General features: G+C 62.6%; 11 protein-coding genes. 3 read left to right on the forward strand and 8 right to left on the reverse strand.

All coding sequences use genetic code 11. From position 1 onward, the window contains the following. Positions 1–15: 15 nt before the first annotated feature. The 6 genes from JO015_04810 to glpK form a co-directional block, all read right to left on the reverse strand. The gene (locus JO015_04810) at positions 16–954 is read right to left on the reverse strand and encodes a sugar ABC transporter substrate-binding protein (protein ID MBV9998419.1); all 939 of its coding nucleotides are present in this window, start codon (positions 952–954) and stop codon (positions 16–18) included. Between the two features lie 113 nt (positions 955–1,067). Further along, positions 1,068–2,090, reverse strand: a complete 1,023-nt coding sequence (locus tag JO015_04815) for an ABC transporter permease (GenBank protein MBV9998420.1) — start codon at positions 2,088–2,090, stop codon at positions 1,068–1,070. Positions 2,091–2,114: 24 nt separating this feature from the next. Further along, entirely contained in the window at positions 2,115–3,056 is a 942-nt protein-coding gene (locus tag JO015_04820; GenBank protein MBV9998421.1) for a transketolase family protein, read from the reverse strand. Position 3,057: 1 nt separating this feature from the next. Then, positions 3,058–3,885 (reverse strand): transketolase, encoded by an 828-nt coding sequence (locus JO015_04825; protein MBV9998422.1) that lies wholly within the window; start codon positions 3,883–3,885, stop codon positions 3,058–3,060. A gap of 304 nt (positions 3,886–4,189) precedes the next feature. Next, the gene (locus tag JO015_04830) at positions 4,190–5,182 is read right to left on the reverse strand and encodes a sugar-binding transcriptional regulator (GenBank protein MBV9998423.1); all 993 of its coding nucleotides are present in this window, start codon (positions 5,180–5,182) and stop codon (positions 4,190–4,192) included. Positions 5,183–5,294: 112 nt separating this feature from the next. Further along, positions 5,295–6,773 carry a glycerol kinase GlpK gene (gene glpK / locus JO015_04835; GenBank protein MBV9998424.1) on the reverse strand — a complete coding sequence of 493 codons (1,479 nt, stop codon included), beginning with the start codon at positions 6,771–6,773 and terminating at the stop codon, positions 5,295–5,297. Positions 6,774–7,384: 611 nt separating this feature from the next. Between glpK and JO015_04840 the strand changes: the two genes are divergently transcribed. From JO015_04840 to iolG, 3 genes are all read left to right on the forward strand, one after another. Continuing rightward, positions 7,385–8,836 carry a selenium-binding protein gene (locus JO015_04840; GenBank protein MBV9998425.1) on the forward strand — a complete coding sequence of 484 codons (1,452 nt, stop codon included), beginning with the start codon at positions 7,385–7,387 and terminating at the stop codon, positions 8,834–8,836. Between the two features lie 15 nt (positions 8,837–8,851). Next, positions 8,852–9,511 carry a hypothetical protein gene (locus tag JO015_04845; GenBank protein MBV9998426.1) on the forward strand — a complete coding sequence of 220 codons (660 nt, stop codon included), beginning with the start codon at positions 8,852–8,854 and terminating at the stop codon, positions 9,509–9,511. A 1,024-nt stretch (positions 9,512–10,535) separates the two neighbouring features. After that, on the forward strand, positions 10,536–11,558 hold the full coding sequence (iolG, locus tag JO015_04850) for an inositol 2-dehydrogenase (GenBank protein MBV9998427.1): 1,023 nt from the start codon (positions 10,536–10,538) through the stop codon (positions 11,556–11,558). A gap of 84 nt (positions 11,559–11,642) precedes the next feature. Here the strand turns inward: iolG and JO015_04855 are convergent, their stop codons facing one another. Together JO015_04855 and JO015_04860 are read right to left on the reverse strand one after the other, a co-directional pair. Then, the gene (locus JO015_04855) at positions 11,643–14,048 is read right to left on the reverse strand and encodes a glycoside hydrolase family 31 protein (protein ID MBV9998428.1); all 2,406 of its coding nucleotides are present in this window, start codon (positions 14,046–14,048) and stop codon (positions 11,643–11,645) included. A gap of 21 nt (positions 14,049–14,069) precedes the next feature. Beyond that, a partial coding sequence (locus JO015_04860) for an MFS transporter (protein ID MBV9998429.1) occupies positions 14,070–14,216 on the reverse strand: 147 nt, incomplete at its 5' end.

The raw sequence follows: 14,216 nt of genomic DNA on the forward strand, positions 1-14,216 counted from the left end.
TGGTGGCTTCGTTGCTTACGGGTGCTGGTTGATGAAGGGGGCCACGTTTTCTTTCGTGGTCAGCACCGCCTCTTGCAGCTGTTCTTTGGGCAACTGCTTGCCGTCGGCCAGCTCCAGGGCCGAATCCAGCGCCAGCTTGCCCATGTACTGGGTCTTCTGGGTCATGGTCGCATCCAAGGTCCCGTCCTGCACCGCCTTCAGGCCCGCCACGTCGCCATCAAAACCGAAGATCCAGACCTTGTGGCCCACGTTGGCCACCTTGACCGCGTGCGCCGCCCCCAAGGCCAGCGCGTCCGCCCGGCCGAAAAAGGCGTTGATGTCGGGGTAACGCTGCAGCATGTCCTGGGCGATCGCAAAACCCTCGTCCTGCATCCACATTTTGGTCGGTTGTTTGGCTACCACCTTGATGCCGGGACAATTGGCCATGGCCTCATTGAAACCCTTGTCGCGGTCCAGTTCGGGCGTGGTGCCCAACTGCCCCTGAATAATGGCCAGGTTGCCCTTGCCGCCCATGACCTTGCAGGCGTATTCGCCCAAGGTCCGGGCCGCCGTCACGCTGTCGGTGGCGATGAAGGTGTCGCCCGGGGCGTCGGGGGCATTGCGGTCGACGTTGACGACAGGGATGTTGGCCTTCCTGGCCGCCTTGACCGGCACGCCGGCCGCGGTGGCGCCGGCCGGGATGTAGATCAGGGCGCTGACCCCGCGGGTGATAAGGTCTTGCATCTGGTCGACCTGGGTGGCCGCGTCGCCTTTGGCGTCGGCCACGATGAGCTTGACGCCCTTGGCTCTGGCTTCGGCGTCGACCGACTGTTTGATCTGGTTAAAAAAGTCGGCCTGCAGGTTGGCGACCGCCAGACCGACCGTTTTGCCGCCCTGGGCCAACGTGGGCCAGGGGCTTAGCAGCATGCTTAGAGCAGTGAGGGTGGCGGTAAGGGAACGATTCCGGAGGAACATGTTGGTATGGTGGTTATCTTGGGTTTGCCTGGTTGTTGTCTTAAAAGTGAATTGGAGGTGAAACTTTGGGCTTGGCCGAATGGATGATGCCCGGCCATGCATTTAGGCGCTGGTCAGGCGCCCCGGCGCCGCAGGGTATCGGAGCTGACTGCCAGGGCGATGACTACGCCGATGACCACCTGTTGGATGAAGGGGGAAACGCCGGTGAGGTTCAGCCCGTTATGCAGCACCCCGATGATCAAGACGCCCACCACCGTGCCGCCGATGCCGCCCACCCCGCCGCTCAAGCTCGCCCCGCCGATCACCACCGCTGCGATGGCGTCCAGCTCGTAACCCAGCCCGGCGCTGGGCTGGCTTGAATCCAGCCGGCTGGCCAGCACGATGCTCGCCAGGCCCGAAAGCAGCCCGCTGGCCACGTAGACCCAGGTGGTCATCTGCCGCACGCGGATGCCGGCCAGGCGCGCCACTTCGCCGCTGCCGCCGATGGCGTACAGGGCGCGGCCGGCCGCCCGGTAGCGCAGGAACACCCAGCCGGCGATGACCAGCACGATGGCCAGGGCCACCGTCAGCGATAGAAACCCGAAATAGCGGCGCGTGGCAAAGCTGTCGAACCAGTCGGGGTAACCGACGATCTGGCGGCCGTCGGTGATGATGTTGGCCAGGCCGCGGGCGATCGTCATCATGCTTAACGTGGCGATGAATGCCGGCAGCCTGGCCCGCGTGCAGAGCAGGCCGTTTCCCCACCCGCACAGGGCGCCAACCAAAAGAGCGATTACGACCGCGAGGCCCAGCGGCAGGTTCCAGTCATGGCTGAGCCAGCCCAGGATCATCATGGAAAAGGCCAGCACCGAGCCGACAGAAAGATCAATGCCCCCAATGATGATCACCAGCGTCATGCCGATCGACAGGATGCCGAGCACGGTGATCTGGTCCAGCACGTTGAGCAGGTTGCGAAACGAGAGGAAGGCGCCGGTGGTGAGCGAAAAGACGATGCACAGCGCCACCAAGCCGATGAGCGGGCCCTGCACGCCGATGAGTTTGCTGGCCCAGGAGGTCTCGCGCCGCGCGGCCGGTGCCGGTGCCGGTGCTGCCGGCTGGGCCGCGGCGCCTTGGTTGGTGGTCTGGGGAGTGGCCATATCGAATTCTATCCTTCAGCTGCGTTAACGTTTCGCCAAAAGCTTCCGGGCGGTGGCGGCCAGCCCCGGGCCGTCCAGGCCGTAATGGCGGAAAATCTCGTCCTGACTGCCGGTGACCGTGTGGTCATCCGGGAACCCCATAATCTTAAACCGGGTGTGAATGCCCTCCTGCAGCAGCAAGGCCGCGCAGGCCTCGCCCAAGCCGCCGCTGACGCTGTGCTCCTCCGCCGTGATGACCCCGCCCGTTTCGGTTGCCGCCCGGCGCACCGCCTCATAATCCAGCGGCTTAAGCGTGTGCAGGCTCAAGACCCGGCACTCCACACCCTCTTTGGCCAGCAATTCCGCCGCCTCAAAAGCCGGCGCCACCGTTTCCCCGCAGGCCAGAAAACTCAGGTCCCGGCCTTGCCGGATCAACGACGCTTTGCCCAGCGCAAAACCCGCGTCCACCCGCGGCAGGTGCGGCATGCGTTTCTTGCCAAAGCGCAGGTACACCGGCGCGGGCAACTGCGCGGCCGCCCGCACCGCCTCCCGGCTCTCGAAGCCGTCGGCCGGCGCCACGATTGTCACGTTGTGGATGGCGCGCAACACCGCGTAGTCGTGCAAGGAATGGTGGGTAGTTCCCAGGGCCCCATAGCTGACCCCCGCGCTGATGCCCACCACCTTGACCGGCCGGTCGGAGTAGCACAGGTCATTCTTGATCTGCTCCAGCGCCCGCGCCGTCAGAAAGCAGGCCGGCGAGACCGCAAAGACCGTCTTGCCCGCCGCGGCCAACCCCGCCGCCACCCCCACCAGGTTCTGCTCGGCAATGCCCACCTCCACGATCTGGCCCGGCACGGCTTTGGCAAAGGGGGCCAGCTTGGCCGAGCCCCGCGAATCGCTGGTCACCACCAACAAATCCGGGTTCTGGCGCGCCAACTCCAAGAGCGTGGCGCTAAAGACTTCCAAATTCGCTTGCGCTGGTTCCATTTTAAGCCAACGCCGCTTGCGCCGCCTCCAGTTCGCTCATCGCGCGGTTAAACTCCTCCTCGTTGGGCACCCCGTGGTGCCACTTGGCCACGTTTTCCATGAAGCTCACCCCTTTGCCTTTGCGCGTCTTGGCCAACACCACGCTGGGCTTGCCCGGCCGGAAGGGCACTGCCTCGAAGGTGCGCACCAACTCGCCGATGTCGTTGCCGTTGCAGCGCTGCACCCCAAAGCCGAAGGCCGCAAATTTCTCGTCCAGGGGCGACAACTGGCAGACGTCCTCGGTTGAACCGGTGATCTGCAGGCCGTTGCGGTCGACGATGGCCACAAGGTTATCCAAGCGGTAGTGGGCCGCCGTCATGGCCGCCTCCCAGTTGGAGCCCTCGGCCAGCTCGCCGTCCCCGAGCAGGCAAAAGACCCGGTAGTCCTTCCGGTCCATCTTGCCGGCCAGAGCCAGGCCGACGGCCACGGCCAGCCCGTGGCCCAGCGCCCCCGTGTTCTGTTCCACCCCGTAGACCTCACGGGTGGGGTGGCCGATGTAGTGGGAGCCGTAGCGGTTCAAGGTCTCGAGGTCTTTTTCGGGGAAGAAGCCGCGGTCGGCCAGCACGACGAAGAGCGCCTCGGCGCAGTGGCCTTTGCTCTGGATGAAGTGGTCGTGGTCGGGCCCCTTGAAAGTCTCGGGGCCCACCCGCAGGATGCGGTTGTAGAGCACGTTGAGGATATCCAGGCAGGAGAGGTCGCCGCCGGTGTGGCCGGCCTTGGCCGTGCGGATGAGCCGCAGCAGGGCCTGGCGGTACTGCACCGATCTACGTTGGAGGTCGCGTTCGCTCAGCATGGCGTCTTATTTCAAGGGGAGATGATCGAACCGGGCCGCAACCTGAACGAAAGCCTATCTGAATAAAAATTCATTCAAGGTTACCTAATGACATGGTAGAATCGGGTCGGGTTTCCTGTCAAGGGCGAGCCCCAAAAAACCTCCAGTAACTTTTGTTAGCTGCTCGTACCTGCGTTTGCTTCAGGCCGGCCGGTCCTTCACGACCTGATCAGGGTGCCCCGTTTCCGTGACTCAGGGCCGCGAGCCGTCCGCGGCGGGGTGCCTTTCTACCGGGGCGACAACCTCTCTTCGCACGACGAATTCAGCTCCCGGCTTCCGCGGCCAGGGCTTTGGCAGGTTGCGCCTTAACCAACCGTTGAGCCGTGAATTGGTCCGTGACGAGCGTGTTAACCCACCGCCCGCGCAAGGCGCCCAGGATGGCCGGAAACTTTCTTTTGCCACCGCAGAGCGCGACCGACCGCGGCACCCGGCGCAGGCGTTCCAGGTCGATGCCGATGACCCGCCCGTCAAAAGCGCCTTTCACCGGGCGGCCGTCGGCGTCATAAAAGCGCAGGCAGATGTCTCCGACGGCGCCGTTCTTTTGCAAGGCTTCCAATTCCTCTCGAGCAAGAGCGTTGCCGCTGCTGGCCACCAACGCCGAGGGTTCGAGCGCACCCACGCCCACCAGCGCGAGGCTTACCTTGTCGAAGAACGCGACCGTCTCGCTCACGTAAGGGTCTTGCGCCAGCGCCTTAGCCGCGCTGGCGGAGCCCACAAGGCCCGGCACAGGCAGGAACCGGGCTTCGCCGTGTACCAGGCTGGCCAGGCGAATGGCCAGGCGACTGGCGTGCTGCTCCGCCGCCGGGTTACCCAGCCCGCCCAACATTTGCACCACCAGACAGTTTTCGACTTTCCGGGGCGGGTGCATATGGTCAACCATCGCCAGGAGGGACGCGCTCCAGGACGAGATGCCGATCACCTCGCCGGATTTGAGCGTGGATTCGAGGAATTGGGCCGCGGCGGATCCGATGGCGGTGAGAACGGGCTCCTCTGAATCGCGCACGGCGTCGCCGATCACCGCCTGGCTCAACCCAAATCTTGCCTCGAGTAAGCCTTCCAGGTCGGCGAACGCCCCCGGCGGTGTCACCACGGTGGTTCGCACAATGCCGTGTTCCTGCGCTTTTTTTAACAGGCGCGACACCGCGACCTGCGTAATCCCGAGCCGCTGGGCCACCTCGGTCTGCGTCAGCCCCTCTTCATGGTAGAGGCGGGCCGCCCGAGTCATCAGCCGGAGGTCTGGTGCGTGGTGAATCATGCCAGTATAATGCCCCGGCACCTTGCCATTCGCCACCGCCGGCGCTTAACGGCGGGTCCGGCGTGAATGCCCGGGCGAACCGGGACGCTTTTGCGAAGGGTTCGCGTTTGCTTCATTGGGCGAGCCCGTACGCCTTCACGGAGGCCACCGCGCGATTCCAACGGCCTACGAGCCGGTCTCGTTCGCTTGCCTCGAGCCTTGGCTGAAACGGGTCATGCGGGGCCGCCACTCCGGCGACCTCCGCAGTCGAGGACCAAAACCCACAGCCGAGCCCGGCGGCAAACGCCGCGCCGAGACCCGACAGTTCGGCCGTTTGGCTGCGCAACACCGGCCGATCCAGCACGTCGGCCTGAAACTGCATCAGCCAGTCGTTCTTGCTCGCACCGCCATCGGCCAAAAGGGCTTCCGGCCGTGCGCCGGCCGCGTGTTCCATCGCGTCGAACACGTCTTTAACCTGATAAGCGATCGCCTCCAGGGCAGCGCGCACCACGTGTTCCTTGCGCGTGCCAAATGACAACCCCACAACGGCCCCGCGCGCCTTTTCGTCCCAGTGAGGCGCGCCCAGACCGGCCAGGGCGGGCACAAAATAGACGCCGCCGTTGCCGTCCAGTTCGGTCGCGCGTTTCACGGCGGGCTCCAGGTCTTCCGAGCCGATGAGCGTCAGCACCCAAGAGAGGCCGGAGCCAGTCGCGGTGATGTTGCCTTCGTAAGCGTATTGCACTTGGTCGAACTTCCAGGCAATCGTACTGGAAACGCCCTTGTCGCGGCTATGCGGGCCGCCTGCGAGGGTCATGAGCGATGAGCCCGTACCATAGGTGGCCTTGACCTTGCCCTTTTCCAGGACGCCGTGTCCGAGAAGCGCGGCGTGAGAATCGCCCAAGATGCCGCATACCGGGATCGCCTGGCCAGCCCCCAGAATCGCATTGCCCAGCGGCTCGTTGGAGGCAACCAACTCCGGGAGGGAGGACGACGGCACCCCAAACAAGGCCAGCAATTCGGGGTCCCACGCACCCGTCGTAAGGTTAAATAGTTGGGTTCGTGAAGCGTTGCTGTAATCGGTGACAAACCGTTTGCCGCCGGTGAGCTTCCACACGAGCCAGGCATCCACGGTGCCCAGGCAAAGGTCACCCGTTTGCGCCAGCTTGCGGAGGTCAGGACGATTTTCCAGCAGCCACTGAACCTTGCTTGAGGGAAACAGGGGATCGACCTGAAGGCCGGTTTTGGCTCGAATCGTTTCCTCCACGCCTTGCTGCTGCCGGAGTGCTTGGCAAATGCCGGCGCTGCGGCGGCACTGCCAGACGATGCAGGGAGCGGCAGGCTCGCCCGTCGCCCGGTTCCAAGCCACGAGCGTTTCCCGCTGGTTGGAGATGCCGAGCGCGACGGCCTCATGCCCGCCGCTTTGGGCCATGCAACCCTGCAGGGCTTGGCGGGCGGCGTCCCAGACAGCTTCGGCCGACTGTTCAACCCAGCCGCTTCGGGGGAAGTCGATGGCAAGGGGAACGGAACTGCGGGCCAGTACATTGGCCTGACGATCAACCAGGATCGCCTTGACGTTGGTAGTCCCGGCGTCCAGCGCCAGAATGGCTTTCATAGAAAGAAGGTTGGGCGCCTGCGTCGAACGCGCCCAAAGCAGGAAACGGATTCTTCAGGCGGACAGGCTGTAATTTCAGGTAGGGAACTGATCAGGTAGGGAACTGATTACAGGGTAAACAAATATGCCGGTGCATAATTATGCGCCCGGCGTTACAATTTGCGCCAAACCCACTAAATCGCGAACCGGCCGGCCTTGTCAAGGGTAACCGGTGCGCCGCCGGCGTTTCCGCCCCGGCCTGAAGGGGGTTTGGTTGAGCCCGGTTGACCAAACCGGTCAGTCGCGAGGCTTGGGATTGCGGAGCCACGGCCTGCACCGTGGCAAACGCCACCCTCCGGGCGACTTTACGGATCAATCAATTCAAAAAGGCACTTGACGTGAACAGAATCGTGTACTCAGGGTTAGCGGCAGTGATCATCGGGCTGAGCAGCCGGGCTTTTTGCGTGCCGAAGGGCTCATACGGCCCGGGTTCTACCCGAGCTCCGACTCGCCCAGCTTCCAGGACACCGGCGTGACCCATCTCACCCCAAAACCGCCCGCCCTGACGGCCGGCGATTCCGGCCGCCAACCTCGTTTAACTTCCTCATCCCCAAACCCAACCCACGCTCATCATGCCTAACGCAAAAACGAACGGCGAGGCCGCTCGCCGCAATGGCGGCTTCGGCGGTTTCCGCTGGACGACCGATCCGACCTTTTACCCGACAGCCCGATCGGCCATGGAAGCCTCGGCTGAGAAGCTGGCCTACGTGGCGGCCCTCGCACCGGACCAGAAGTCCCGTCCGGATGCCTTGTTGGTGGTTGACGTTGATCCCGCCTCAGCGACGTACAGCCAGGTTGTCGGCCGGCTCGATTTACCCGACATCGGCGACGAATTGCATCACTTCGGCTGGAACGCTTGCAGCACCGCTCTGTGCCCGTACGCTCCGCACCCACACGTCGAGCGACGTTACCTGGTGCTGCCCGGGCTGCGCTCTTCGCGCATCCACATCGTGGACACCAAGCCCGATCCGCGCCATTTGACGATCGTCAAGACGATCGAGCCGGGCGAGTTGCACCGAAAAACCGGTTACTCCCGGCCACACACCGTCCATTGCGGGCCCGAAGGGCTTTACGTCAGCGCACTGGGGGCACCGGACGGCGGGGGACCCGGGGGCATCTTCCTGTTGGACCATCTCACCTTCGACGTGCTGGGGCGTTGGGAGGTCGACCGCGGGCCGCAGGAGTTGGCCTATGATTTTTGGTGGCACCTGGGCCATGACGCCTTGCTCTCAAGCGAATGGGGAACCCCGAACAAGATTGAAGCGGGGCTCGATCCGGCCCACCTGCTGGCGAGCGGTTACGGCCACCAATTGCATGTGTGGAACCTGCGCAAGCGCAAGCACAAACAGGCCATTGACCTTGGCAAGGAACACCAAATGGTCTTGGAACTGCGTCCGTCGCACGATCCTACGCGCACCTTCGGTTTCGCGGGTGTGGTGATTTCGTTAAAAGACCTTTCTGCCTCCATCTGGCTCTGGTACCGGGATCACGGCACATGGGCGGCGAAGAAAGTAATCGAGATTCCCGCCGAACCCGCTGAACCCGACGCGTTGCCGCCGTTGCTGAAAGGCTTCAAGGCCGTGCCGCCTTTGGTGACCGACATCAGTTTGTCCTTGGACGACCGTTGGCTTTACGTCTCCTGCTGGGGAACGGGAGAGTTGCGCCGGTACGACGTCGCCGTCCCTGATCGGCCAAAGCTAACCGGGGTGATCCAGTTGGGCGGCATCGTTAGGAAAGCGGCGCATCCGGGCCGGCCGCAGGAGCCCCTCAACGGCGGCCCGCAAATGGTCGAGGTGAGCCGCGACGGCAGGCGCGTCTACCTCACGAATTCGCTTTACCAGTCCTGGGACGAGCAGTTTTACCCGGAGGGCATTCGAACCTGGTTCGTCAAAGCGGAAGCGCCTGATGATGGGGCACTGCGTTTAGACCCGAGCTTCCTGGTGACAAGCCCGGAGCACCGGTTACATCAGGTGCGGTTGGAAGGCGGCGACAGCTCGTCCGATTCGTATTGCTACCCGTCGTGATTACAGGCCCCCCGTATGGACAATGATCCCTGGCCTTGGGTAACGCTGGCGTTGTTAGGAGCCTGGCATGGTTTGAACCCGGCGATGGGCTGGCTGTTCGGAGTTGCCCTCGGCCTGCAGAAGCGCTCGCGCCTGGCCGTTCTTGCAGCCCTGGGGCCGATTGCCCTGGGGCATGGCCTCGCGATCATCCTGGCGGTGCTGCTCGTCGCGGCGTTCGGCTGGGCCGTTCCGTTCAACTGGGTGCGCGGCCTCGCCGCCCTGACGCTGGCCGGGTTTGGTCTGATGCGGCTATGGCGGAACCGGCCCCCGAAGTGGGTCGGCATGCAGGTCAGCTTCTGGGACCTGACCAGGTGGTCGGCGTTGATGTCAACCGCCCACGGTGCCGGCCTGATGCTGGTGCCCGTGCTTCTGGGATTTCGGAGCACTTTCTGCCGAACGGGCGGACTATGGGCCGGCCCTTCGGGATCCTTCATCTCCAGCCCGGGGCATGCGGCCCTCGCGGTAGCCGTTCACACGGCAGCGCACCTGCTGGTGTGCGGAGCGGCCGCCTGGTGCGTATACAATTTCGTGGGCTTAAGCGTCCTGCGCCGATCCTGGTTCAACGTTGATTTTGTTTGGTCCTTGAGCCTTTTGGCAGCCGGGATCCTGCTGGCGCTTGGGCATGCCACCTCATGAGGGCACGGCGTTTGAAGGGTTTACCTGCGACGTTTACCGTCCTCAGCCACCCGCCGGCTTCCGGATCCGGTTGGCCGTACACGCGCATGTTCGACCGGCTCGACCGTGGTAAGGAGCGCTCTGAATTTGTCCCACTTGGCCCGGGAGCTAATACCACTCCGCTAGTTATCTCGGTAGAATGTCGATTCAGGGTGCGCCGGCACCGGAGGATGCTCTGTAGCCGGCTGAATCGGTCTTATACCATATAGACGATTATCCCGGTAACATTTCGACCGGATTTCAGCCCCGAAGGGGCGCTAGAACATAGCCCAGGGTTTCACCCTGGGAAACCGTCAAATCACGACCGAACCCTGAAGGGGCGGCAGCACCCGACAGCAACGCCTTCTGCCGCCCCTTCAGCAAATCCAACCCGGCGGGGCGGGCGTTTGTTAGGGAGGGCGTACAGGCGTGACGCCTTAGGAGGGCTCGGTCGGGGGAAAACGCCTTCCCAGGGTGAAACCCTGGGCTATGTTCCTTTGGCCCTTCAGGCCATCAAACCGTCTGCCGGCCCGTTGGTCTTAGACCGTTTATACGGTTTGATAGGTTTAAAGCCGGCAGGGCACCTGGAAAGGGAGACAACATTTTACCTCCATGGCCGTCGAAATGGTATAATACGTACGAAAAATGCTGCGCTCCTCTCTTTGAGAACCCCGGCATATCTGCCTTGTAGAGGAAGGCCGGGCCGTGGTTATCTTACCGGCGATGGCGACCATGAAGCGAGTTGCCGCTCGCGCAAAAGTGTCCGTTACCAAGATGCTCATGGGGCTCGTGGCGCGCGACTTGGTGCAGGGCCTATTCTCCAGCTACCCTCTCCTACACCCGTCAACCCGTCCACGCCTTCCGCGCGTCACCGGCAGAAGCACCCTGTCCATCAGGGACGCCCAAACAAACCATCCACCTCAAAAATTATGAGAGCAATGTCCTTATTTCCTCCCCAATTGGCGGCCGCGGCGCCGTCGCCCTGCCGGCGGAAAGGTGGTGCATCTTGATCGGGATTGCCCTACTTGGGGCGGGCCGCATGGCCCGGGTGCATGCCAAAGCCATTCAGGCCGCAGGAGCAAGGCTCGTCACGGTCTTTGACATTTTCGAACCGGCCGCCAAGTCTCTGGCCGCCGATACGGGCGCATCCGCGGCGCGCAGCGTGGACGAGGCGCTGCATCATCCTGAGGTCGGTGCGGTTTTGGTGGTGACGTCGTCAGACACCCACGTGGACTGCGTCCTCCGGGGTGTTCAGGCCGGAAAGGCCGTCATGTGTGAAAAACCGCTGGCACCGACGTTGTCGGAGGCGCAACGTTGCATCGACGTCTTGGGTGACCAGGCAACCAGCAAGGTCTTTCTTGCTTTCAACCGGCGTTTTGATCCGGGGCATGCAGCGCTCAAGCGGGCGGTTGAGGCGGGTGAAATCGGTAATCTCGAGCAACTGACGATTACAAGCCGTGATCCCGCGCCCCCGCCGCTTGACTATATCCCAAAATCCGGCGGGCTCTTCAAAGACATGATGATCCACGACTTCGACATGGCCCGATGGATCCTGGGTGAAGAACCCGTCACCATTCACAGCCACGGCAGTTGCCTGGTCGACCCGCAAATCGGCAAACTCGGCGACATTGACACGGCTTGCGTGACCCTCGTGACGGCCACCGGCAAGCAGGCCGTGATCCTCAATTCGCGGCGTGCCGCTTACGGCTATGATCAACGGGTCGAGGCGTTCGGTTCGGCCGGGATGGTGATTTCGGATAACCCGAGGGCAACGGGCCTCAAGCGGTATGCAAGTACGAGCTTCGGGGCCCCGGATCGCCTTTTCACGTTCTACATGGACCGTTACGGGGAGAGTTACCGCACGGAGATCGAAACCTTTCTGCGCGGGGCGGCGGCGGGCACGCCGCCACCGGTTAACGCCATCGATGGCCTGAAGACGGCTTATTTGGCGGAAGCAGCCGGCGCGTCGCTGCGGCTGGGGCAAGCCGTTGAGCTCAAACCCAACTGCGAGGTGACCTGGCCTGAGTGACGACGGCTACAAATCACCGCGCTGAGACCACGTCACGCATGCGGAGGAGCAGAGCGCCTCGACGCCGGCCGATGAGGATGCAATTCACCGCAGAGTGACTACCAGTTCCCGAATCGTTCCACGCGCGTTCTCCTGGACGATGGTGCCTCCGTCGACGTGGATCGGACGCCCTTCCTGGCGCCGGAAAAGCAAGGAAATGCGGTCGACCCTCGGATCGGGCTCACCACCCCGGTCCAGGGTTACCGAGATTTGCGACGGATTCGCGTTAACCCCTAAGCGCCAGGTCCAGTAATGGCCGTCACGGTAGCCTTCACTTTCACCGTCATCCTCGAAACACTCACACTCGAATCGCCCGCCCTCAGGGTCCGGCCAAATGCAGAAACCCCGCAGCTCCTCACGTCTGGAAAAGTGTTGCTCTGCAAGATTCAGCGGAATGGCGCATCCGGCCCTGGCCAACAGGGGCGGGCGATCCCAGGGGGCAGGTAAAATGATTTTCTGCCCGCCGCGGAAGTATGCCCCGCTCCAGAAATCATACCAGCCGCAACCCTGGGGCAGATAGATCTCACGCGCCCGTGGTCCCGGTTCCACCACGGCAGCGACCAGCAGGTTCGCTCCCACCAGCATATCGTCATTTTCCTCGTAACACCGCTCATCATCCGGAAAGTCAAGAAAGGTCGGCCGGATAATCGGTGCGTAATCGCGGTGGGACCGCCAGAGTAAGTCGTAGAGGTAGGGGATCAACCGGTAGCGGAGCTTGATCAGATCAGAGATGTACGGCGTGATTTCCGGATACATCCAAGGCTCGTTCGCCGACCCGTCGTCGTTCCAGGAATGGATGCTGAAGCGCGGCAGAAAGATCCCGAATTGCACCCAGCGCAAGAAGAGCTCCTGGTCCGGTGCCGGCCCGGAGAACCCGCCCACGTCGTGGCCCAGGTTGGACACACCGGACAACGCGAGCCCGATCCCCATTTTGATGTTATACCGGAGCGACTCCCAAGCGGTGTAGTTGTCGCCGGACCAGGTCTGCACGTACCGATGCATGCCGACGGCTCCGGACCGCGAAACCAGGAATGGCCGCTTGGCGGGATTGGATTCGCGCTGGGCATCCCTCGAACTTCGGATCATCAAAAGGGTTTGCAGGACCTTCGCCTCGACCGCCCGCCGGGGCTGGCCGAACCCGTCGATCCGGGGCGTGGGGCTCCAGATCTCAAACTCGTTGTTGTCATTCCAGGTCGCGGAAATCCCGTACTGAAGCAACGCATCCTTAACCGACGTTTTCCACCAATCCACGGTTTTCGGATTGGTGAAGTCGAGGTAAGCGCCCACTTCATCCCAGAACTGGACCATCGCGGGTTTTCCATCCGGGTTACGCACGAAAAGCCCCTTCGCATCGACCTCACCGAACCGGGGATGATCCCGCAGCAGGCACGGCTTGATATTGGGGCAAAGGTGGACGCCGTGCTCCAGAAAGTGGCGGACGAAACCGGCGGGATCGGGAAATTTTTTCCGATCCCAGTTGAACACATAGCGTTTACCCTCGATCGAAGTGTAGCCTGAAGAGAGGTGGAACGAGTCGCAGAGAATGTCGTGCTCCTTGCAACGGGCCAGGAACTCGTTCATTTGCTCCTGGGCATTTGGAGCATCGGTATAGGCCATGGTTGAACCGGAATAGCCCAAACCCCACTTTGGAGTAAAGGCGGGCCGGCCGGTCAGCCAGGTGTATCGCCGCACCACCTCGGCGAGAGCGGCACCCGCTATAAAATAGTAATCAAGGTCGCCGTAGTCAGCGACGAAGTAACGATAGTGGCCGTGGTAGTTGTCGAGTTCGCGCCCTAAGTCGAACGTGCAGTCAGCTACGGTGTCATAGAAGAGGCCGAATCCCGTTTTATTCTGCCGTTTCCAGGTCAGATAGAAAGGGATATGTTTGTAGAGCGGGTCGGTGGTTCTGGCGCTGTAACCCATCGCATCCAGGTTCGTCAGCCGGTAGCTTTTGCCGGCCCGGTTGGTGTCCCCTGCCCGTTCGCCCAGGCCGAAATACATTTCGCCGGGCTCACGCTTCAGATAGTGATAAACGCGGTCATCCCACCAGCCGAAGTTGTAGCTTTGGGTCTCGCGATCCGCGGCCGCGGACACCCACGCGTCGCCCTGTTTTGTCTCCCACCGGCAGAAAAAGCCTTTCAACCGGACGGTGAGCCGGATGCGTTCAGTCGTCACCTGCAGTTGTTCAGGCGTTTCCACGAGGTCGAACGCAGGCAAGGTAAAATGTTCGAGGTCGAAGCGGTCCCGTCCGTCCAAAGGGACATCCTCAAGTCCCGGCGCGATCGCCCAGCTCCTGGGAAACCGGAGCATTCCATCGGGAAGCACCAGTACGCGGAGGATGTCCTGCTCCAGGATGAAGAGATGGATCGCCTCGTTCTCGGGGCCCTTTAGCGTCAGCCGAGCGCCGGCCCGCTCCGTGATCTTGAAAAGTGGCAGTTCGTCGATGGACATAGAAGTTTCCGTATACAGGACCTAGATGGTGCTGCGCCTGCCGGCGTCGCGAAGCAGCACGATAACAATCGTCGCGCCGATCATGTCGAACAACGTCAGACAGGCAAACAAGGGACCATACCCGATCGTTGTCGCCAGGGCGCCGACCACCAGCGAAAAGCTCAAACC

This window comes from Verrucomicrobiota bacterium, assembly GCA_019247695.1.
Lineage (GTDB): Bacteria > Verrucomicrobiota > Verrucomicrobiia > Chthoniobacterales > JAFAMB01 > JAFBAP01.

Excerpts from the sequence above, each read along its gene's own strand:
- JO015_04810 (MBV9998419.1), bottom strand. The coding sequence starts at position 954 with ATGTTCCTCCGGAATCGTTCCCTTACCGCCACCCTCACTGCTCTAAGC.
- JO015_04815 (MBV9998420.1), bottom strand. The coding sequence starts at position 2,090 with ATGGCCACTCCCCAGACCACCAACCAAGGCGCCGCGGCCCAGCCGGCA.
- JO015_04820 (MBV9998421.1), bottom strand. The coding sequence starts at position 3,056 with ATGGAACCAGCGCAAGCGAATTTGGAAGTCTTTAGCGCCACGCTCTTG.
- JO015_04830 (MBV9998423.1), bottom strand. The coding sequence starts at position 5,182 with ATGATTCACCACGCACCAGACCTCCGGCTGATGACTCGGGCGGCCCGC.
- glpK (MBV9998424.1), bottom strand. The coding sequence starts at position 6,773 with ATGAAAGCCATTCTGGCGCTGGACGCCGGGACTACCAACGTCAAGGCG.
- JO015_04840 (MBV9998425.1), top strand. The coding sequence starts at position 7,385 with ATGCCTAACGCAAAAACGAACGGCGAGGCCGCTCGCCGCAATGGCGGC.
- JO015_04845 (MBV9998426.1), top strand. The coding sequence starts at position 8,852 with ATGGACAATGATCCCTGGCCTTGGGTAACGCTGGCGTTGTTAGGAGCC.
- JO015_04855 (MBV9998428.1), bottom strand. The coding sequence starts at position 14,048 with ATGTCCATCGACGAACTGCCACTTTTCAAGATCACGGAGCGGGCCGGC.